Below are 21929 nucleotides of genomic sequence, written 5' to 3' on the forward strand. Positions count from 1 at the left end.
AATATATTGTACACGGAGTTTTTTTAGGAGTACTAAAACATAAAATTTTCTTGCAAATCTGATTAAAGAGTTTTTTGTTTGCTCATACTATGTAATAAGAAAGCGAAGGAGAGAGGGTGAACAACATGAGAAGAAGTCGCCGTAAATCGTTTGAAGAACTTGTAAATGAAAATAAACAACAATTATTAAGCGATCGTGAGGCAATTGATCGCATTGAAGAGCGCATTGAAAAACGTTATGAAATGAAACTTTTTAAGCAAGCTGAATAATTCTTAACACTAGTACGATACTAGTGTTAAGGAGGCGATAGTAATGGGTAATCCGAAAAAAAATTCAAAAGACTTTGCACCGAATCATATTGGAACACAATCAAAAAAAGCTGGTGGAAATAAAGGAAAGCAAATGCAAGATCAAACAGGTAAACAACCGATTGTTGATAATGGTTAAAGAAAAGGAGAATATTACATTCTCCTTTTTTATGTATAAATTTGAGGAAAGATAGGTAATTTAAGATGGTGTGTATATACAATATTAGGAGGGAAGTACATGCCAAATCCAGATAATCGAAGTGACAACGCTGAAAAGTTACAAGAAATGGTGCAAAATACAGTTGATAACTTTAATGAAGCAAAAGAAACAGCGGAACTTTCTAATGAAAAAGATCGTGCTGCTATTGAAGCAAAAAATCAAAGACGTTTAGAAAGTATTGACTCATTAAAAAGTGAAATCAAAGATGAATCTTAACAAAATGTACAAAAAGGGCTGACTTTTGTCAGCCCTTTTTCGTAATCGTAAAGTTTTCAACAAGTAAACGCCAATTTTGTGGAAATGGCAAGCCAATCTTCCAATAACTAATACCGCCAATGCCCTGCTCTTTCATTAAATTGAATTTACTTTGAATAGACCTCGCATCTTCAAACCAAACTTCATGTTGTACGCCATTTTCGTCAAAGTAATTAAAATGTGGAGCTTGAGCTGTGAAATCATAGCGGATAGGAACATTATATTTACGAGCAAGTGCAACAGCTGCGACAGAGCTAACTGCTTTTGCTGGTGGATTCCCTTGTTTGAACGGAAGTTTCCAATCGAATCCGTATAAGTTTTGCCCCATCATAATTTTTTGGGGAGGCATTTGAGATTTTGCGTATTGAAGTACTTCTTTTACAGGACCGATAGGAGAGATTGCCATTGGTGGCCCGCCCTGCCAACCCCAGTCATATGTCATAATGACGACGAAATCAACAATTTGCCCTTGCGCTTTATAATCATGGGCTTCGAAAAATTTTCCCTTTTGATTTGAACTTGTTTTCGGTACGAGAGTTGTGCTTAATGTGTACCCGCTAGGTAAGCGTGTTTTTACATTTCGTAAAAAGCGATTATACGCCTCGCGGTCTTCGGGTGCTACACTCTCGAAATCGAAATGAATGTCTCGCATGCCATATTTTTCAGCTGTTTGCAAAATGTTAGTAATAAATTTGTTTTGAATCGTTGCGTCGCGTAAAATAACCGATGTTAGATCGGCACTGAAATTACCATTTTCAATATTTGTAATAACGAGCATAGGGATTGTTTGTCCTTGCGTTGCAATATTAGCAATTTTAGCTGTTTCAGTAGGTTCTTTTAATGTGCCATCTCTTTTTGCCTCAAAACTAAAATAAGCTAAATATGTTAAAAATGGATTGATGGCACGTGTAGCATTAACTAAACTCTCTTTAATCGGTATAGTGGAAGGTTGTAAATAAGCGATGGATTCTACAGCTCGTTTTGTGCCTTTTGGTACATATAATTGTTGTCCGACATGGAGAATAGATTTTAAAGATAAATTATTAACTTTAGCTAAACTAGCGAGGGGGACATTATATGTTTGAGAAATCCGATAGAGGCTGTCACCAGGCTGTACATAATAATTATTTCCTTTCGTATTAACGATAAGTGCCTGACCAACAACGAGCGTTTCAGCGGGATTTAGTCCATTGTCTTTTACTATTTCGTCAGGTGTTGATCCATATTTTGATGCCAAGCTATATACGCTATCACCGCTACGAACCGTTACAATTTGAATCATATGCTTGCTCCTTTCGGGAAAAGATTCACTATTTTTATTTTATTTTTGATGTCACTGTATTATGATTAAATGTATGCAAGGTAGCAGAAGTGAAAGAAGGCGAATATACATATGTTTGTAGCAGAACATGAAGTTGAAATCCGTTATGCGGAAACAGATCAAATGGGTGTTGTTTACCATTCAAACTACTTAGTGTGGCTTGAGTTAGGTCGCACGAAACTTATACAAGATTTAGGTTTTTCATATGTTGAAATGGAGAAAGAAGGAATTATTTCTCCTGTGTTAGATTTACAAATTTCATACCGTAAAGCGATGCGTTACGGAGAAAAAGCAATCGTAAAAACATGGGTAGATACTGTCAGCCCACTTCGCGTTGTATATGGATATGAAATATATAATGGTGATGGTGAACTTTGTATTACTGCAAGTACGACGAATATTTGTGCGAAAAAAGAAGGGTTCCGCCCTGTATCATTTAAAAAGTTATATCCTGAGTGGTATGCGAAATATGAGGAAATTAAGAAAAAATAAAAAAGCGTGGCAGAAGCCACGTTTTTTTATTTTTCATAATTAAATTGTGGGAAGTCGTCACCTTCGTTAAGTGTAACAGATAAATTATGTCCATCGAAGAACCATTCATCATCGCCTTCAATAAAGAAGTTAATACCTTCTTCTTGAATTTGAACAGCAGGATGTGCAGGATCATCTTTACGAATCCCTAAAGAAAGTCCTTTTTGCACAGTACTGCAACCACCGTATTGTACGAAAAAGCGTAGTGTTTCATTTGATTGTAAGTTTAATTCATTTTTATACCATTGTGCTGCTTCTTTTGTTACGGAAAGATTCATGTATAGTTCCTCCAAATTATGTTGCTTTTTCTTTAGTATAAAAAATAACGCAAAAAGACGCTATTAATATGCTTCACGTTTTCTTTTTGCGTTATGTGGGTTACGATCTTATTTTTGCTTTTTTGAAAAGTTTGCTTTTGGTTCAGTTTTATTTATAATTCGTCCGATATTTGCACGGTGTTTATAAATAACCATACCTGCTAATAAACACATCGCAATAATGAAGATTTTATCCCCGCTAACAATGGATGCAATAACAGCAACAACTGCTGTTACCATAGAAGAAAGTGATACGTATCTTGTTGTAAATAAAAGGGTGAAAAATACAACAGCCAATATTGCAAAAACAACTGGTGAATAGCATAATAGCACCCCAGCAGAAGTTGCAACTGCTTTACCACCGCGGAATTTCGCGAAGATTGGATAGACATGTCCAAGAACAGCCGCTAACCCGAACCATAGTGGATGAATATCTAATCCGAAAATCATTGGTAGACTTGTTGCTAATGTCCCTTTTAAAATGTCAGCAATTGTAACGGTAAAACCTGCTTTTTTCCCTAATGTGCGGAATGTGTTTGTTCCGCCTAGATTACCGCTCCCGTGCTCACGAATATCGATTCCGTAGCCGATTTTTCCAACAACTAGTGCAAATGGAATCGAGCCAAGTAAGTAGGCAACGATAAATAAAAGATATGTAGTAACCATAAGTTCAGTCTCCTTTATTCAAATGTGTTGATAAAGGGTAAAAAGAGTTTTTCCCGTATATTGTACCATACATTTGTAAAGAGCACATTTCTTTTTTGTAAATGAAAAATTCATTATTTCGTGAAAAAAATTTCACAGTAATGTTACATTTCTCACAGAAACAGTAAGACTATATGTAGTAACATTTTAATCAAAAGATAACAACATATTGGTGGAGGGTTATAAATGTTACAAAATAATACACGTGGAGAAGAAGAATTAATGAAAGTGTTCGAGACAATAGTCCACGGCAATGAACAAGATTTAATGCAAGAAAATGCAAATGTAGACGGCCGCTCTCCAATGGGCGTAATGGGAACATTTGCATCTGAGAGTGCAAAATATTATGCTGTTGAGAATTTATTGTCAGATCAAGTGAAAAAAGCGATAAATGAAAATATATTATATCCACATGATTTAGATTTTTATGCGACAGGAACGACGACTTGTTCACAAATTCCGTTAGCGCAAATGCTTGCTAACGGTTTTCATACTGGACATGGACATATGAGACAACCGCAAGACATTAAAAGTGCATTGGCTCTTTCGTCTATTATTTTTCAAGCGAATCAAAATATGCAGCATGGTGGTCAATCGTTTGCACTCTTTGATATTGATTTAGCACCTTATGTACGAAAAACAATTGAGAGACATAAAAAACGATTACAATCATATCCGCTTACGAAAGAACAAATAGAAGAATTCGCATGGAAAGAAACGGAAAATGATACGTATCAAGCGTGTGAGGCTTTCATTCATAATTCAAATAGTATGCATAGTAGGGGCGGAGGACAAGTACCGTTTATTTCTATTAATTACGGAACAGATACATCAAAAGAAGGAAGAATGTTAATTAAACAACTTTTAAAAGCGACACAAGCTGGACTTGGTAAAGGAGAGACACCGATTTTTCCGATTCAAATTTTCAAGATGAAAAAAGGTGTGAATTTTGAAGAAAGTGATCCGAACTACGATTTATTTGAATTAGCATTAGAGACAACGGCTGAACGATTGTTCCCTAACTTTTCATTTTTAGATGCTCCGTTTAATGCAGTACATTATGATGGAAGACCAGAAAGTGAAGTATGTTACATGGGATGTCGTACCCGTGTTATGTCTAATATACATGGAGAAGAAACAGCGATTGGTAGAGGGAATTTATCATTTACGTCTATTAATTTAGTGAAATTAGCGTTAATTAGTGGTTCAAAAGAAGCGTTTTTTGAAGCGCTAAACTATTATTTAGATTTAGGAATTAAGCAGCTATTAGAAAGATATGCGTATCAATGTACGAAGCGAGCAAGAGATTTTCAGTTTTTATATTCACAAGGTGTATGGCGTGGTGGAGAAACGTTGCAGCCTGAAGACTCCGTAGCCTCGATTTTAAAACAAGGGACGTTAAGTATTGGTTTTATCGGTCTTGCGGAATGTTTAGTAGCTTTAACAGGAAAGCATCATGGGGAAGATGGAGAATCATGGAAACTTGGGTATGAAATTATTTCCTTTATGAGAGATAGAATGGATAAAGCGACAGAAGAACATCAACTGAATTTCTCAGTAATTGCAACTCCAGCAGAAGGATTATCAGGGAAGTTTGTGAAAAAAGATAGAGAAGAATTTGGTGAAATTAACGGTATAACGAACCATAATTACTATACGAATTCATTCCATATTCCAGTTTATTATAACATTCAAGCGATAAATAAAATCCGTTTAGAAGGCCCGTTCCATGCTCTCTGTAATGGAGGACACATTACTTATATTGAACTAGATGGAGCAGCAATGCATAACAAAAAGGCATTAAAACAAATTGTACAAGCCATGGCAGAACATGGCGTTGGATACGGTTCAATTAATCATCCTGTTGACCGTTGTAAGTGCTGTAGTTATCACGGGGTTATTGGGAATGAATGTCCAAGTTGCGGGAATAAAGATGAGGCTAATATAGAAAGAATTCGCCGTATAACAGGCTATCTTGTAGGAGATATGTCGAAGTGGAATAGTGCGAAACGTAGTGAAGAGATAGATCGGGTGAAACATAAATGAAAGTGATGAATATTATTCATGATAGTGTAGTAGATGGAGAAGGATTGCGGACAGTCGTGTTTTTTGCGGGCTGTCCGCATCGTTGCGTTGGTTGCCATAATCCGAAATCGTGGAATATTTGCAATGGAACGGAAATGACAGTAGAAGAAATTGTGAAAGAGATTGCAAGTAATCCATTAACTGATGTAACATTTTCAGGTGGAGATCCATTTTTTCAAGCTGCTGAAGTGAAAAAGGTAGCAAAAATCGTAAAAGATTTGAAAAAAAACCTATGGATGTATACAGGTTATACGTTAGAAGAGATACAGAGTTCTCAAAATAATGATATGATAGAGTTGTTACATTATGGGGATGTTTTAGTCGATGGAAGGTTTGAAATTGAGAAAAAAGATTTAGCACTTCCATTTCGCGGAAGCTCCAATCAACGTATTATTCGATTGAAAGAGTAAAAAGGCGGGATAGATTATATGAATAAAACAGTATTGCTTGTTGAAGATGAAAGAAGATTACGTGAAATTGTTAGTGATTATTTTCGTAATGAAGGCTTTGAAGTAATCGAAGCAGAAGATGGAAAAAAAGCGTTAGAGTTATTTGCAGAGCATGAAATTGATTTAATTATGTTAGATATTATGTTACCGGAAATAGATGGATGGTCTGTTTGTAGAAGAATTAGAAAAGAATCAGCAGTACCAATTATTATGTTGACAGCACGTTCGGATGAGGATGATACATTGCTAGGTTTCGAATTAGGTGCAGACGAGTATGTAACGAAACCATTTAGCCCGAAAGTATTAGTAGCTCGCGCAAAGACGTTATTGAAACGTGCGGATGGTGCGGTAGGAGTAGCGGAAGAAAATGCTATGTCTTTAGCTGGAATAGAAGTAAATCGTCTATCTAGAACTGTTTTAGTAGATGGAGAAGAAATTATATTGACACATAAAGAATTTGAACTTCTTGTGTATTTAATGGAGAACAAAGGAATCGTGTTATCACGTCAACATTTATTAGATCAGTTATGGGGATATGACTATTACGGTGATGACAGAACGGTTGATACCCATATTAAAAAACTTCGAAATAAGCTAGGAGATAAAGCGAAGCATATCGGTACTGTTATTCGAGTTGGTTATAAATTTGAAGAATAATCTAGAACGATTTGTGTAATTTAGCCTAGGGAAATGGCGATTTTATACTCTCTTTTGAAGGTAGAATGTACAAAAAATACTTTTTTTGTCTACAATGTTAGATAGGAGTATTTTTTTAATTAGATTTCACGATGAGTTCACAAGAAGGACACAAAACGTGACTATACTGAAAATACGAATTCACCAGAGAGGGGAAATAAAACATGGGATATTACGACGGACCAAATTTAAATGAAGAGCATAGTGAAACGAGAGAAGTGAGAAAATCAGGTAGTAAAAAAGGCTATTTCTTCACAGGTTTAGTGGGGGCTGTAGTCGGAGCGGTTTCGATTAGTTTTGCAGCACCATATATGCCATGGGCTCAAAATAATGGAGCGCCAGTATCATCATTTAGTTCGGATTCAAAAGTAGAAGGTACTGTAGTTCCTGTTGTAAATAAAGCGAAAAATGAAACTGATTTACCTGGTATGATTGAAGGGGCGAAAGATGTTGTTGTAGGTGTTATTAATATGCAACAAAGTGTTGATCCATTTGCAATGCAACCGACAGGTCAAGAACAACAAGCTGGTTCAGGATCAGGTGTTATTTATAAAAAAGCAGGGAATAAAGCATATATCGTAACAAACAACCACGTAGTAGATGGTGCAAATAAACTTGCTGTAAAACTAAGTGATGGTAAAAAGGTAGATGCAAAGTTAGTAGGGAAAGATCCTTGGTTAGACTTAGCTGTTGTTGAAATTGACGGGGCTAATGTGAATAAAGTTGCAACTTTAGGTGACTCAAGTAAAATCCGCGCGGGTGAAAAAGCAATTGCAATCGGTAACCCACTAGGTTTTGATGGAAGTGTAACGGAAGGTATAATCAGTAGTAAAGAACGTGAAATTCCAGTTGATATTGATGGCGATAAACGACCAGATTGGCAAGCACAAGTTATTCAAACAGATGCAGCGATTAACCCTGGTAACAGTGGTGGTGCATTATTTAACCAAAATGGTGAAATAATTGGGATTAACTCAAGTAAAATTGCACAACAAGAAGTTGAAGGAATTGGATTTGCTATTCCAATTAATATCGCAAAGCCAGTTATTGAATCACTTGAAAAAGACGGAGTAGTGAAACGTCCAGCGCTTGGAGTAGGTGTCGTTTCATTAGAAGATGTGCAAGCTTATGCAGTCAATCAATTGAAAGTACCGAAAGAAGTAACTAATGGTGTTGTATTAGGTAAAATTTACCCAATATCACCGGCTGAAAAAGCTGGTTTAGAGCAATATGATATCGTAGTAGCATTAGATAATCAAAAAGTAGAGAATGCGCTTCAATTCCGTAAATATTTATATGAAAAGAAAAAAGTAGGCGAGAAAGTAGAAGTTACATTCTACCGTAACGGTCAAAAAATGACGAAATCGGCTACTTTAGCAGATAATTCAGCTACAAAGAATCAATAATTGAAATAAAAGAAAGTCTCTTTCATATTGAAAGAGACTTTCTTTATCGGCTATACTAAAGGAATAGGAGGGATTAATTATGACAATTGAAAACCCAACTCGTACGGAAATTGGTGAAGTGTTAAAGAAAAGCAAAACAATTGCGGTTGTTGGATTATCAGATAAGCCAGAACGTACATCGTATATGGTTTCAAAAGCAATGCAAGATGCTGGATACCGCATTATTCCAGTTAATCCAACAGTAGATGAGGTGCTTGGAGAAAAGGCAGTTTCTTCACTAAAGGATATTAAGGAACACGTTGACATAGTAAATGTATTTCGTCGCTCAGAGTTTTTAATGGATGTTGCAAAAGAATTCGTAGAGATTGATGCAGATGTTTTTTGGGCACAATTAGGAGTACAAGATGAGGATACATATAAATTTTTAAAAGAAAAAGACTATACTGTAATAATGGATCGTTGTATTAAAGTAGAACATGCGATGACAAAATAGTATAGATTTAAAGGTAGAAAGATTGATTCAGCCCTCATTATAGATAAGTAGGGCCGATGAACGAGGTGTTCATCATGAGATTTTTTAAAGGCTGTTTTTGGGGGTTGTTATTTGTAATCCCATTTTGGATCTTGATCATTTGGATCATAATAAAGGTTTGGAATGTGTAATCTTGGAATACATATCCATTTCTCGTTGACAAACGATTATTTTTCTGAAATAGTAGCCTAGAGGAATCCTTGTGAGAAAACAAGGATTTTTCTATTGAAAATGGTATATAAAAGAGATAAGATAACTTGCCAAAACTATAGTCGAGGCGTTATTCTATAATAGAAACATATGTTCTGATTTTGGATTAGGAAAGGGGCAAGGAGTTTGGCGAAGCATCAGTTCCAATATAATGAAGATGCGATTCAAGTGTTAGAAGGACTTGAAGCCGTTCGAAAACGCCCGGGTATGTATATCGGGAGCACGGACAGCCGTGGATTGCATCATTTAGTATATGAAATAGTAGATAACTCCGTTGACGAAGCGTTAGCGGGATTTGGCGACGAAATTTCAGTCGTAATACATAAAGATAATAGTATTAGCGTTATAGATAAAGGGCGAGGAATGCCTACGGGAATGCATAAACTTGGGAAACCTACACCTGAAGTTATTTTAACTGTACTTCATGCCGGTGGTAAGTTTGGTCAAGGTGGTTACAAAACGAGTGGTGGTTTGCACGGTGTTGGGGCATCGGTTGTAAATGCCTTATCAGAATGGTTAGTCGTAACGATTAAGCGTGACGGAAATATTTACGAACAACGCTTTGAAAATGGCGGTGTTCCTGTAACGACGCTTGAGAAAATCGGGAAGACGAAAGAGTCTGGTACTACGATGCATTTCAAACCAGATACAACGATTTTCAGCACAACAAATTATAATTATGAAACATTATGTGAGAGATTACGTGAATCTGCATTCTTATTAAAAGGAATGAAAATCTCGATAAAAGATGAGCGAAATGATTTAGAGGATGTATTTCATTATGAAACGGGAATTGAAGCTTTCGTTTCATATTTAAACGAAGAAAAAGATTCCATTCATCCAGTTGTATATTTCACTGGTGAACAAAATGGAATTGAAGCAGAACTAGCATTTCAATTTAACGATGGCTACTCAGAAAACATTTTATCGTTTGTAAATAACGTACGTACAAAAGATGGTGGAACACACGAAGCTGGATTTAAAACAGCGATGACGCGTGTGTTTAACGAGTATGCTCGTAAAGTAGCACTATTAAAAGAAAAAGATAAAAACTTAGAAGGCACAGATATTCGTGAAGGTGTAGCGGCTATCGTTTCGGTACGTGTACCAGAAGAAGTGCTTCAGTTTGAAGGGCAAACGAAAGGAAAACTAGGTACAAGTGAAGCGCGTTCTTCAATTGATGCCATTGTATCTGAGCATTTAGCATACTTTTTAGAAGAAAATCCTGATGTAGCTACACTTCTTGTGAGAAAAGCAATTAAAGCAGCACAAGCCCGTGAAGCAGCCCGTAAAGCAAGAGAAGAAGCGCGTAGTGGTAAGAAAAAGAAAAAATCAGAAGGTACGTTAAGCGGGAAATTAACACCTGCACAATCACGTAACCCGCAAAAAAATGAACTGTACCTAGTAGAGGGTGACTCTGCCGGTGGTTCTGCGAAACAAGGGCGAGACCGACGTTTCCAGGCCGTATTACCGTTACGTGGTAAAGTAATTAATACAGAAAAAGCAAAGCTTGCTGATATTTTTAAAAATGAAGAGATTAATACAATCATTTATGCGATTGGCGGCGGTGTAGGAAATGAATTTGATGTTGAAGATATTAACTACGATAAAGTTGTAATTATGACCGATGCCGATACGGATGGGGCTCATATTCAAGTATTGTTATTAACGTTCTTCTACAGATATATGAAGCCACTTATCGAAGCTGGTAAAGTGTTTATCGCACTTCCTCCTTTATACAAAGTAAGTAAAGGAAAAGGTAAGAGTGAGATAATTGAATACGCTTGGTCAGATGAGGAATTAGACGGTGTAACGAAAAAAGTTGGAAAAGGCTATATGTTACAACGTTATAAAGGACTTGGTGAAATGAATGCGGATCAATTATGGGAAACAACAATGAATCCTGAAACGCGTACATTAATTCGCGTGAAAATTGATGATGCAGCAAGAGCAGAGCGTCGCGTTACAACATTAATGGGCGATAAAGTAGAACCGCGCCGTAAATGGATTGAACGTAATGTACAGTTTGGTATGCAAGAAGAAGGAAATATTTTAGAAAATGAAATGATTATGGAGACGGAGGTGGAATAACATGCAAGCAGAGAAGTTTCATGACCTCCCGCTTGAAGACGTGTTAGGTGATCGATTTGCACGTTATAGTAAATATATTATTCAAGATCGTGCACTTCCAGATGCACGTGATGGCTTAAAGCCAGTACAAAGACGTATTTTATATTCTATGTATGTAGAAGGTAATGTACATGATAAAGCGTTTCGTAAATCAGCTAAAACAGTAGGTAATGTTATCGGTAATTATCATCCACATGGAGATTCCTCTGTATATGAAGCAATGGTACGCTTAAGCCAAACTTGGAAAGTACGAAATGTTTTAGTTGAAATGCATGGTAATAACGGTAGTGTTGATGGGGACCCAGCGGCAGCGATGCGTTATACGGAAGCTCGTTTATCACCAATCGCATCTGAATTATTACGTGATCTTGATAAAGAAACAGTTGAATTCGTGTCAAACTTTGATGATACGAGTGAAGAACCGGTTGTATTACCAGCAGCGTTCCCGAATTTATTAGTGAACGGATCTACAGGGATTTCCGCTGGTTATGCAACAGAAATTCCTCCGCATCATCTTGGAGAAGTTATTGATGCTACAATGATGCGTATTGATAAGCCAAATAGTACTGTTGATGATTTATTAACAGTTATGAAAGGACCAGATTTCCCAACAGGCGGTATTATTCAGGGGATTGATGGTATTAAAAAGGCGTATGAAACAGGTAAAGGTAAAATTATTATTCGCGGAAAAGCAGAAGTTGAAACAGTGCGCGGTGGGAAACAACAAATTGTAATCACTGAAATTCCTTACGAAGTGAATAAGGCAAATCTTGTAAAGAAAATGGATGAATTACGTCTAGATAAAAAGTTAGATGGTATTGCTGAAGTGCGTGATGAGACAGATCGTACTGGTTTACGAATTGTTGTTGAATTAAAGAAAGAAGCAAACGCTGAAGGTATTTTAAATTATTTATATAAAAATACAGATTTGCAAATTCCATATAACTTTAATATGGTAGCGATCAATAATCGTCGTCCAACACTTATGACATTACCGAAAATTTTAGATGCTTATATTGGACATCAAAAAGAGGTTATTACGAGACGTTCGCAATATGAATTAAGAAAAGCAGAAAATCGTCAACATATTGTAGAAGGTTTAAAGAAAGCATTATCGATTTTAGACCAAGTAATTGAAACAATTAGAGCTTCAAAAGATAAACGTAACGCGAAAGATAATTTAAGTGCAAAATTTGGCTTTACAGAAGCACAGGCAGAAGCAATTGTTTCCTTGCAATTATATCGCTTAACGAATACAGACATTACGGCGTTACAAGAAGAAGCAGATGAGCTTAATAAGAAAATTATTGAGCTACAGGCAATTTTACAAAGTGAAAAAAGATTACTTCAAGTAATTAAAACAGATTTAAAGAGAGTTAAGAAAACATATAGTGATGATCGACGCGCGATTATTGAAGATCAAATCGAGGAAATTAAAATCGATGTAGAAGTGATGATCCCACAAGAAGATGTCATCGTTACTGTAACGAAAGAAGGATATGTGAAACGTACTGGATGGCGCTCACATAATGCCTCAAACGGCAAAGACTTCGGTATGAAAGAGGGTGACATCTTACTTGAACGATTCGATACGAATACGACAGAGACAGTCCTCTTATTTACGAATAAAGGAAACTATATATATCTGCCAGTATACGAAATGCCAGATATTCGTTGGAAAGATTTAGGTCAGCACGTTGCTAATATCGTTTCACTCGACCGGGATGAAACAATCATTTGGGCAACGGTTGTACCGAACTTTGAGGAAGAAAAACGATTTATCGTATTTGTAACAAGAAATGGTATGATAAAGAAAACAGAATTAAATCAATATAAAGTTCAGCGTTATTCAAGGGCATTCGTTGCTGTAAACTTGAAAAAAGATGATGAAGTTGTCGATATATTTGCGACAGATGGAACGAGTGATATCGTTCTTGCTACACACGGTGCATATGCACTTATTTTCCATGAAGATGAAGTAAGTCCAGTCGGTGTAAGAGCTGCTGGCGTGAAAGCAATTAATTTAAAAGAAGATGACTATGTCGCTTCTGGTAAACCGTTAAATGGTGACAAAGATCAACTTATTCTCGTAACACAGCGTGGTGCTGTAAAACGTCTAAAAGCATCAGAAATTGAAAAATCAACGAGGGCGAAACGAGGTCTTGTTATTTTCAAAGAATTAAAACGTAATCCGTACCGCATTGTCGGTATTGAAATTGTTCGGGACGATGAATTAGTTTACATGAAGACAGAGAAAAACATTGTAGAAGAGATTGATCCGAAAGCGTATCGAAATAAAGACCGGTATAGTAATGGCAGCCTAGTGCTAGATGTTAATGATACTGGTGAAGTAGTAGAAACGTGGACGAAGAAAAGACCAGAATAAAGAGGGCATCTTGCTATGAATAATAGCAAGATGCTTTTTTCTAGGCAATTTATTATGTAAATAATAATAATCTTGTTATAATAACTCAATGAAATCGTTCTCATAAAGTGAAACTTTAATCAATGGGGATTTTCTTTATCCACACTGATTATTAGTTGAACCAATCGGGCTTTAACAAGCAGTTGATTTCTCACCTAATTCCTTAGCTTTCGCTGAATTTTTGGTTAGGAATCTTACTGCCTGTTAAAGCGGGACAAATGGAGGGGCAACATGAAAAAAATAGGTGTAGGGATTGTAGGATTTGGTTTTTCTAGTACGACATTTCATATCCCACTATTACAAACGATAGAAGAATATGATATTCGTGCTGTATTATCCTCAAAAGAAGAGGTAGTAAAAGAAACATTACCAAATGCTAATGTTGTTAGTACAATTGATGAATTGGTGAAGCGAGCTGATGTTGACTTAGTTGTTATTACATCACCTAATACAACTCATTTTCCATATGTAAAAGAAGCAATTTTAAACGGTAAACATGTTGTTGTAGAAAAACCATTTGTTGTCTCAATTGAAGAAGGGGAAAAGCTTATTTCATTAGCAGAGCAGCATAATATAATGTTAAGCGTATATCATAATCGTCGTTTTGATAATGATTTCTTAACAATTAAGAAATTGTTAGGAGAAAACAGAGTAGGGAATGTATACGCATATGAATCGAATTTTGATCGTTTCCGTCCACATGTACGTGATCGATGGAGAGAAAAAAATCTACCAGGCTCCGGTATATTATACGATTTAGGGTCGCATTTAATTGACCAAGCGTTATCAATATTCGGGAAACCAGATGCGATAAGTGCAGATGTAATAAAACAACGACCAGGTGCAGAGGTGGATGATTATTTCCACATAGTACTTCATTACGGAGTTAAACGTGTCATTTTACGTAGTAGCAGTTATGTGAAAAAAGCTGGACCGCATTTTATAGTGCATGGAGAGAAAGGTTCTATCGTGAAGTACGGTATGGATTCGCAGGAAGAGCAATTAAAAAATGGAATGAAGCCAGGTGATAACGGTTATGGAGTAGACGATGAAGAGAATTTTGCTACTTTAGAAACAGAAGAAAACTTAGAGCGTATTCCAACAGAAGTCGGTTGTTATGACAATTATTATAAAGGTGTGCGAGATAGTATATTAAATGGTGAGAAACTACCTGTAACAGCAAAAGAAGGTTTAGATGTTATTAAACTGATTCAATTAGCGATTGAAAGCAGTGAAAAAGGTAGAGTCATTTCTATAAAATAAAAAGACACGAAATTCGTGTCTTTTTATTTTTGTGGAACAGAAAGACCATAGAAGAACATAGTGACTATATCTTGTATATGTTTTTCGCGATTTCCTTCAAGAAGTTGTGCCCCAAAATCATCACCTAATTTAGTAAACATTTGAATGTAAAGTAACATCATTTCTTTAGTAAGGTGTGGATTAATTTCGTTTTTGCGCTGAGCTCGTTCTAATATTTCTAAATACCAGGGCAAGATTTTTTCATTTTGATAACTATAAATAAACTTTCGGAGTTCTTCGTCCCTTTGCATCATTTGCAGTAACATATCAGGTTGAAATAACCCGCCAGTATTCATTTTTCTTACAATCATTTTTTGCATCATATCATGAAAAGGTAATTTTTCTTCTGCAAGATCTTTATAATATTGAAATTCAGATATGATAAATTCTTGTATAAGCTCCCTAAATAACGCATCTTTACTTCCGAAATGATTATAAATTGTAACTTGAGAAACGTTGGCTTCTTTTGCGATATGTTCTATTTTCACTTCATTAAATCCACGTTCTGAAAATAATACGAATGCTGCTTCTTTAATGGCACGTTTTTTCTTTTCTTTTACTCTTTCAAAGCCGTTCAATGCAATCACCTCACTTAAAATATACAAGAAAAAATAATGGAAAACAATAATTTTGAAATATGAACTAATAAATATTTCAAAAAGTTGTTGCGAATATGGAAGATGAGGAGTACAATAATTTTGAAATATCACATATTAAATATTTCAAAAAATGAGGTGGAATTATGATTTCAGTTCAAGATGTCACAAAACAGTTTTCGAATGGAAAAGGTTTGTTTCATATTACATTTGATGTAAAAAAGGGAGAAGTATTTGGTTATTTAGGCCCAAATGGTGCTGGAAAATCAACGACGATTCGTAATTTAATGGGATTTATAAAACCGACAGCTGGTAAAGCGACAATTTTTGGATTAGATTGTTGGAATGAAGCAGCGAAAATTCAAAGGGAAGTTGGTTATCTACCGGGTGAAATTTCTTTTATTGAAGGAATGAACGGATTAGAGTTTTTAAAATTAATGCAAGGAATGCGTGGATTAAAGGATACAAAAAGACGAGATGAACTAATAGAGCGTCTGCAATTTGATGTGAAAACACAGATTCGCAAAATGTCTAAAGGAATGAAGCAAAAAGTAGGGATAGTCGCTGCATTTATGCACGATCCAGAGGTGTTAATTTTAGATGAGCCAACATCTGGACTTGATCCACTTATGCAGCAAGTGTTTATAGATTTAATATTAGAGGAAAAGCAAAGAGGAAAAACAATTCTTATGTCTTCGCATATTTTCACTGAAATTGAGAGAACTTGTGACAGAGTAGCTATTATTAAAGATGGTCGACTCGTAACGGTTGAAAATATTCACGATTTACAAAGTATGAGAAGACAGGTGATAGATGTAACAGTATCATCACAAGAAGAGATTGAGTCTCTTACAAAGTGTAATTTGCAATTTGAAGCGGTAAAAGGCAGAGAGGCATCTATCATTGTACAAGGAAACTATCAAACTGTTTTACAAACACTTTCAAACTACAATGTAACGGCACTTCAAACGAGAGCGATGGATTTAGAACATTTATTTATGCATTATTACGATAAGAAAGAAGGAATAACGCATGAATAAGCAATTATTTTTAGCTAGTTTGAAAGAAACACAAAAAAGTATTTTGAGTTATGCGTCTGGTGCAGCTTTATATCTGTGGTTATTAATTTGGATATTCCCGTCAATGGTATCAGCAAAAGGGCTAAATGAATTAATAGGTGCCATGCCTGATAGTGTGAAAAAAATCGTTGGTATGGAAAGTCCGATTCAAAACGTAATGGATTTTCTAGCGGGCGAATACTATAGTCTATTGTTTATTATCATTTTAACAATTTTTTGCGTAACAGTTGCGACACATTTAATTGCTCGTCATGTAGATAAAGGAGCAATGGCATACTTGCTAGCAACGCCTGTATCTAGAGTACGAATCGCAATTACGCAAGCGGCTATTCTTATATTAGGACTACTGATTATTGTAGCGGTTACGTATGTAGCGGGTATAGTAGGTGCTGAATGGTTTTTAGAGGATAATAACTTAAATAAAGAATTATTTTTGAAGATAAATGTAGTCGGAGGGCTCATATTTTTAGTCGTTAGTGCCTATTCATTTTTCTTTTCTTGTATATGTAATGACGAAAGAAAAGCACTAAGTTATTCAGCGAGTTTAACTATCTTATTTTTCGTATTGGATATGGTAGGGAAGTTAAGTGATAAGTTAGAATGGATGAAAAACCTATCATTATTCACGCTGTTTCGTCCGAAAGAAATTGCTGAAGGATCATATAATATATGGCCGGTAAGTATAAGTTTAACTGCTGTAGCGCTTTGTATTTTTATCGTAGCGATTGTAGTATTTAGGAAGAGGGATTTACCGTTATAGAGTAGAAAGTCCACTGAGAAAGTGGGCTTTTTTTTATTTGTAAATTTAAACTAGTATGTTTATTGCATCCTTATAAAGGATATTTATCTTTTTAATTAAAAAAATATTCAAAAAAGTGAACCTTTTTCTAGGTTCATACGTCTAATATATGTAAAGTTAAATTGGAAGTGATGAAGTGAGGATGAAACAGGAGGAGCGATTGTGAAAGTAATCCCTTTATATAAAATGATTATAAAAGAAGAAACGGATGTTTCTTTAGCGAAAAAAGGTGATCATGAAGCCTTTATAGCGCTTATACATACAGAAAAAGTGAAGATGTATCGAATAGCAAAGGCGATGTTACGTGATGAGACAAATATAGAGGATGCGATACAGACAACAATTTTAAAAGCCTATGAAAATATAAAAAAATTAAAAAAGGAAGAATTTTTTCAAACTTGGTTAATTCGAATACTAATAAATGAGTGTAACAATATTATTAGAGCGTATAAAAATGTAATTGTGACAGAAGAGAATGATTACAATATGAGTGCGTGTGATCAGTATGAAGATATAGATTTGTGTAATGCGATTCAATCGTTACATGAAGAATTAAGAGCTGTTACGGTGCTTTATTACTATGAAGACATGAATCAAGAGAGTATAGCAAAGCTGTTAGAAATACCGAAAGGAACAGTGAAATCAAGATTGTCACGCGCGAGGGAACAACTACAAAAACGATTAAAGATGGAATAGGGGGTGTAAAGGATGGATAATGAAAAATTATTTGATGAGAAATTAAAAAAGAGAATAAAAGATGAAAATGTTATAGTACCTCCAGAGTTAAATGAAAAAATTAATGGCACGCTACATAATCTTAAGGTAAAAAAGAAGAGTTACAAAATTCATATGATGATAATTAGTGCAGCGGTTTGTATACTTTCAGTGGTATCTATGTCTGAGTTTTCTATACAAAGTTTTGCGCAAAATGGTGGAGTATTTGAATATGTAAAGAAAAAAGCGTTTTCTGATTATGAAAATGAAGAAGAAATAAAATCGAATGTACATTATCCAGATAAAGAAAAGATTCATCAAAAAATGCTAGATTCTATTGATTATTTTAAAAATATTTCAGGACAATTTGAGGAATATTCTAGCTCATCAAGAATTGCTACAACATATAAGTATGCGATTGATACGGAGAAACAAAGAGGTATCTCTTCGAAAGAAGATAAACTAGCGAAAAAACGAACAATTATATATAACGAGGGCAAGAAAAAAGAGTTTGATGATGAGAAGTATACCTATAAAGAGACAAAATGGAACCCGAAAGGAAGAAACAATGAACTATTAAAATTAAATCCTACGGAAAGGTTAGTGAGAAAATCAGATGAGAAAAAGAGATATGATGATGAATATGTAGGGCTAGCTAAATATAGTATTCAATCAGAATTCGCAGATTTGTTAATTCGATATAAAGATTGGAATTATAAAGAAACGAAATATCTTGGATTAGATTGTTACAAAATTGAAGGAGTTATCAACATAGAGGTGCCTGTTAGCACCTCTGAAGATTTAAGAGGGAAATTCGAAATGGTTGTGGAGAAAAATACAGGGATTATGTTGAAATTTCTTAGTTTTCAAGAAGGCTTGATTCAATATTCAGTTACGACTGAATGGATACAAATAGATAAGGGATTGAAAGAAAGTATGTTTCAAAAGGATAGCGCTAAATATGAAAAAATGAAAAACATATTGGGTGAATAGAAACAGGAGGAGAGTAAATGGGGAATCATTCATCTTTAAGAGAAGAGAAAAATAAGCAAAAATATAAAAAGAAAACGATAGTAAGTTTACTACTGGCGGTATTACTATTTGGTGGAATTGGCTATGGAGCCTATGTATATATGAAAACTTCTAGTCTCGTACAAAAATCTAATTTGAATTTAGCACGAGGCGAAAAATCCAATTTACGTGAGAAATCTGTAAAGCCAATTGCAAATCATGTTTCACTTTTAATTATGGGAATTGATGAAAATCAAGAACGACAAAAGGAATATAATGGTGCATTTCATACAGATGCATTATTGTTAGCGACTTTTAATAAAGACGATAAAACAGTGAAATTAACGAGCATACCGCGTGATACATATACATATGTTCCAGTTGAAAAGAAAAAAGATAAAATAACCCATGCATATGGAAGTGGTTTCGTTAAAAATGGTAAAGATGGAGGACCGCAAGCTTCTGTGGAAGCGGTAGAAAAATTGTTACAGGTGCCTGTTGATTATTTTGTGAAATTTAATTTTGGTTCCTTTACTAAAATTGTTGATGGGTTAGATGGTATTGAAGTGGATGTCCCAGTTGAATTTACGGAGCAAAATAGTAAAGATGAACCTGATGCGATTCATTTGAAAAAAGGATTACAAAAATTAAATGGGGAAGAAGCACTTGCACTAGCAAGAACGCGCCATATTGATAGTGATGCAATGAGAGGACAACGCCAACAACTTGTTATTGAAGCGATTTTAAGTAAATTAAAAAGTGTAGGATCGATTACGAAGTTAGAAAAAATAGTTGAGGCGGTTGATGGTGATTTTAAAACAAATTTAGTAATGGATGATATTTTATCTTTTTATAAATACGGTTTAAACGGTTCAGTTGAAAAAATACAATTAGCTGGTGATGATTTATACTTACCTAATGGCCCAAACGGGCAACGTGTATATTATTATAATCCTAATAAAAAAGATCTACAGAGTTTGAGTAATACTCTTAGAACACATCTAGGATTAAGTGAAAAGCAAATTGAGGAGAATTAAAGCAGACGAAATGTCTGCTTTTTTATTTTTGTCTAATGGTATGACATTTAGTTTTTAATGTTATATACTATTTTAAAATTTTAGTTAATAGTGTAACATAATAGTAGGGTTCAAGTTAAGTAGCAAGGGGGCTACCATATAGAATAAATGTTATTGCTTAAAATAGTTTGGGAGAAATGAAAATACAGGGGAGTAGCAAAAATGAGAATTGCAAAGAATTTAACATTCCAAGTTATTGTGGCCATTATTTGTGGTATTGCAGTAGGGGCAATTTGGCCGAGTGTTGGACAACAAATGAAGCCAATTGGTGAAACATTCATCAATATGATTAAAATGGTTATTGCACCGATTATCTTTTTAACAATTGTACTCGGTATTGCAAGTATGGGAAGTATGAAAAAGGTAGGCCGTGTTGGTGGGAAGGCACTACTATATTTTGAAATTGTTACAACAGCTGCTTTAATTATTGGTATCATCGTAGCAAATGTTGTGCGTCCCGGAGATGGATTAGATCCCTCAAAACTAAAAGGCGGAGATGTTTCACAATATGTACAAAGCGGGCAAGAAATGAAATGGATGGATTTCTTTTTACATATTGTGCCGTCTAACATGTTTGAAGCATTTGCAAAAGGTGATATTTTACAAGTGTTATTCTTCTCCATTTTATTCGGCGCAGGATTAACGATGTTAGGGAAAAATGGACAACCGGTTATTGATTTTTTTGAAAGATTATCGAAAGTATTTTTTAACATTTTATCAATTGTAATGAAATTAGCACCGGTTGGAGCATTCGGTGGGATGGCATTTACAATTGGGAAGTATGGTTTAAGCACGCTCATACCACTTGGTAAATTAATGATTTGTGTATATGCGACAATGGCATTATTTGTTTTTATTGTTTTAAATTTTATTTGTAAACTGTACAAATTTAGTTTGTGGAAATATTTAGCGCATATTAAAGAAGAATTACTTATTGTTCTCGGGACATCATCGTCAGAATCAGTACTGCCGCGAATGATGACAAAGATGGAAGACTTCGGGTGTTCGAAACCGGTAGTAGGTTTAGTCATTCCAACAGGCTATTCTTTTAACTTAGATGGAACAACGATTTATTTATCGATGGCTACTATATTTTTAGCACAAGTTTTCCACGTCGATCTTTCACTAGGTCAACAATTAACAATAATAGCTATTTTATTAGTTACATCTAAAGGAGCAGCAGCAGTAACCGGTGGGGGATTCATTGTACTAGCATCTACTCTATCTGCAATGAATGTTATCCCATTAGAAGGTTTAGCGTTATTACTTGGTGTAGATCGTTTCATGTCAGAAGCACGTGCTATCGTTAATTTAATTGGTAACGGTATTGCAACTGTAGTTGTTGCAAAAAGTGAAAATGAATTTGATGATGAGAAGTATACGAGAGTAGTAGAGGAAATGAAACGAGAAAAAATGGCCAGGTAAAAAGTCAGCTTTGCTGACTTTTTTATTTTTGTAGAAAAGATGTTTTTAGATATATGCATTATTTATTAGCAATAATTAACAAGTATTCAAGCGGTAAATGAGATGGAAGTGATTAAAACAAGGAATGTGTATGAATGCAAAATAAGGTTTGAACAACATATGGAATTTTTATGAATATTACTGTAAAAAAATAATTTTTTAAAAATTTTCAATAATAATACTTTACAAAAATTAAAAAATTAGTAGAATAAGAATTAGTAAGAATCGTCTGATAAATATATAGAGAAAAACAGAATTATCAGAAAATTCTTTAATAGCTATCGTTAAGAATTAGGGA

22 protein-coding genes are annotated in these 21929 nt (G+C 34.9%); 18 read left to right on the forward strand and 4 right to left on the reverse strand.

Features of this window, described 5'->3' with window-relative positions:
- Positions 1-125 precede the first annotated feature (125 nt).
- From HMPREF1014_RS06380 to tlp, 3 genes are all read left to right on the forward strand, one after another.
- Positions 126-269 carry an FbpB family small basic protein gene (locus HMPREF1014_RS06380; protein WP_001254703.1) on the forward strand — a complete coding sequence of 48 codons (144 nt, stop codon included), beginning with the start codon at positions 126-128 and terminating at the stop codon, positions 267-269.
- Between the two features lie 43 nt (positions 270-312).
- Entirely contained in the window at positions 313-447 is a 135-nt protein-coding gene (sspN, locus tag HMPREF1014_RS06385; RefSeq protein WP_000527987.1) for an acid-soluble spore protein SspN, read from the forward strand.
- A 99-nt stretch (positions 448-546) separates the two neighbouring features.
- The gene (gene tlp / locus HMPREF1014_RS06390; protein ID WP_001133511.1) at positions 547-744 is read left to right on the forward strand and encodes a small acid-soluble spore protein Tlp; all 198 of its coding nucleotides are present in this window, start codon (positions 547-549) and stop codon (positions 742-744) included.
- Between the two features lie 28 nt (positions 745-772).
- Here the strand turns inward: tlp and HMPREF1014_RS06395 are convergent, their stop codons facing one another.
- Positions 773-2065 carry a glycoside hydrolase family 18 protein gene (locus tag HMPREF1014_RS06395; RefSeq protein ID WP_000614862.1) on the reverse strand — a complete coding sequence of 431 codons (1293 nt, stop codon included), beginning with the start codon at positions 2063-2065 and terminating at the stop codon, positions 773-775.
- Positions 2066-2176: 111 nt separating this feature from the next.
- Here HMPREF1014_RS06395 and HMPREF1014_RS06400 point away from each other — a divergent pair, with 111 nt between their 5' ends.
- Entirely contained in the window at positions 2177-2596 is a 420-nt protein-coding gene (locus tag HMPREF1014_RS06400; RefSeq protein WP_000495812.1) for an acyl-CoA thioesterase, read from the forward strand.
- A gap of 26 nt (positions 2597-2622) precedes the next feature.
- Here HMPREF1014_RS06400 and HMPREF1014_RS06405 read toward each other — a convergent pair whose 3' ends face one another.
- The gene (locus HMPREF1014_RS06405; protein ID WP_001054453.1) at positions 2623-2913 is read right to left on the reverse strand and encodes a HesB/YadR/YfhF family protein; all 291 of its coding nucleotides are present in this window, start codon (positions 2911-2913) and stop codon (positions 2623-2625) included.
- Between the two features lie 108 nt (positions 2914-3021).
- Positions 3022-3618: a glycerol-3-phosphate 1-O-acyltransferase PlsY gene (gene plsY / locus HMPREF1014_RS06410; protein WP_000258974.1), complete on the reverse strand. Its 597-nt coding sequence runs from the start codon at positions 3616-3618 to the stop codon at positions 3022-3024.
- Positions 3619-3843: 225 nt separating this feature from the next.
- Between plsY and HMPREF1014_RS06415 the strand changes: the two genes are divergently transcribed.
- The 8 genes from HMPREF1014_RS06415 to HMPREF1014_RS06455 all read left to right on the forward strand — a co-directional run bounded on the left by HMPREF1014_RS06415 (position 3844) and on the right by HMPREF1014_RS06455 (position 14853).
- Entirely contained in the window at positions 3844-5703 is a 1860-nt protein-coding gene (locus HMPREF1014_RS06415) for an anaerobic ribonucleoside triphosphate reductase (RefSeq protein WP_000940064.1), read from the forward strand.
- Positions 5700-6152 (forward strand): anaerobic ribonucleoside-triphosphate reductase activating protein, encoded by a 453-nt coding sequence (gene nrdG / locus HMPREF1014_RS06420; RefSeq protein ID WP_000867077.1) that lies wholly within the window; start codon positions 5700-5702, stop codon positions 6150-6152. The genes HMPREF1014_RS06415 and nrdG overlap by 4 nt, the downstream gene beginning before the upstream one ends.
- Before the next feature lie 18 nt (positions 6153-6170).
- Entirely contained in the window at positions 6171-6848 is a 678-nt protein-coding gene (locus HMPREF1014_RS06425; RefSeq protein ID WP_001044679.1) for a response regulator transcription factor, read from the forward strand.
- A 203-nt stretch (positions 6849-7051) separates the two neighbouring features.
- Positions 7052-8293 carry a S1C family serine protease gene (locus tag HMPREF1014_RS06430; protein WP_000542641.1) on the forward strand — a complete coding sequence of 414 codons (1242 nt, stop codon included), beginning with the start codon at positions 7052-7054 and terminating at the stop codon, positions 8291-8293.
- A gap of 79 nt (positions 8294-8372) precedes the next feature.
- A complete protein-coding gene (locus HMPREF1014_RS06435; protein WP_000151387.1) occupies positions 8373-8786 on the forward strand; it encodes a CoA-binding protein in 414 nt (137 codons plus the stop codon).
- A 375-nt stretch (positions 8787-9161) separates the two neighbouring features.
- Positions 9162-11126, forward strand: a complete 1965-nt coding sequence (gene parE, locus HMPREF1014_RS06445) for a DNA topoisomerase IV subunit B (protein ID WP_001062201.1) — start codon at positions 9162-9164, stop codon at positions 11124-11126.
- 1 nt (position 11127) lies between these two features.
- The gene (gene parC, locus HMPREF1014_RS06450) at positions 11128-13551 is read left to right on the forward strand and encodes a DNA topoisomerase IV subunit A (RefSeq protein WP_001147463.1); all 2424 of its coding nucleotides are present in this window, start codon (positions 11128-11130) and stop codon (positions 13549-13551) included.
- 270 nt (positions 13552-13821) lie between these two features.
- A complete protein-coding gene (locus tag HMPREF1014_RS06455; protein WP_000719770.1) occupies positions 13822-14853 on the forward strand; it encodes an oxidoreductase in 1032 nt (343 codons plus the stop codon).
- A 23-nt stretch (positions 14854-14876) separates the two neighbouring features.
- Here the strand turns inward: HMPREF1014_RS06455 and HMPREF1014_RS06460 are convergent, their stop codons facing one another.
- On the reverse strand, positions 14877-15479 hold the full coding sequence (locus HMPREF1014_RS06460) for a TetR/AcrR family transcriptional regulator (protein ID WP_118043338.1): 603 nt from the start codon (positions 15477-15479) through the stop codon (positions 14877-14879).
- Positions 15480-15634: 155 nt separating this feature from the next.
- Here HMPREF1014_RS06460 and HMPREF1014_RS06465 point away from each other — a divergent pair, with 155 nt between their 5' ends.
- From HMPREF1014_RS06465 to HMPREF1014_RS06490, 6 genes are all read left to right on the forward strand, one after another.
- Positions 15635-16528, forward strand: a complete 894-nt coding sequence (locus HMPREF1014_RS06465; RefSeq protein WP_000626582.1) for an ABC transporter ATP-binding protein — start codon at positions 15635-15637, stop codon at positions 16526-16528.
- Positions 16521-17327: a DUF2705 family protein gene (locus HMPREF1014_RS06470; protein ID WP_001041436.1), complete on the forward strand. Its 807-nt coding sequence runs from the start codon at positions 16521-16523 to the stop codon at positions 17325-17327. The genes HMPREF1014_RS06465 and HMPREF1014_RS06470 overlap by 8 nt, the downstream gene beginning before the upstream one ends.
- A gap of 201 nt (positions 17328-17528) precedes the next feature.
- Complete coding sequence (locus HMPREF1014_RS06475; RefSeq protein ID WP_000864723.1) at positions 17529-18062, forward strand: RNA polymerase sigma factor; 534 nt, start codon at positions 17529-17531, stop codon at positions 18060-18062.
- 12 nt (positions 18063-18074) lie between these two features.
- Positions 18075-19073, forward strand: coding sequence for a hypothetical protein (locus tag HMPREF1014_RS06480; RefSeq protein ID WP_000368244.1), 999 nt, complete (start codon positions 18075-18077; stop codon positions 19071-19073).
- Between the two features lie 17 nt (positions 19074-19090).
- On the forward strand, positions 19091-20128 hold the full coding sequence (locus HMPREF1014_RS06485) for an LCP family protein (RefSeq protein ID WP_000526734.1): 1038 nt from the start codon (positions 19091-19093) through the stop codon (positions 20126-20128).
- A gap of 201 nt (positions 20129-20329) precedes the next feature.
- The gene (locus HMPREF1014_RS06490) at positions 20330-21592 is read left to right on the forward strand and encodes a dicarboxylate/amino acid:cation symporter (RefSeq protein WP_001216971.1); all 1263 of its coding nucleotides are present in this window, start codon (positions 20330-20332) and stop codon (positions 21590-21592) included.
- Positions 21593-21929: the final 337 nt, after the last annotated feature.

This window comes from Bacillus sp. 7_6_55CFAA_CT2 (genome assembly GCF_000238655.1).
Lineage (GTDB): Bacteria > Bacillota > Bacilli > Bacillales > Bacillaceae_G > Bacillus_A > Bacillus_A cereus.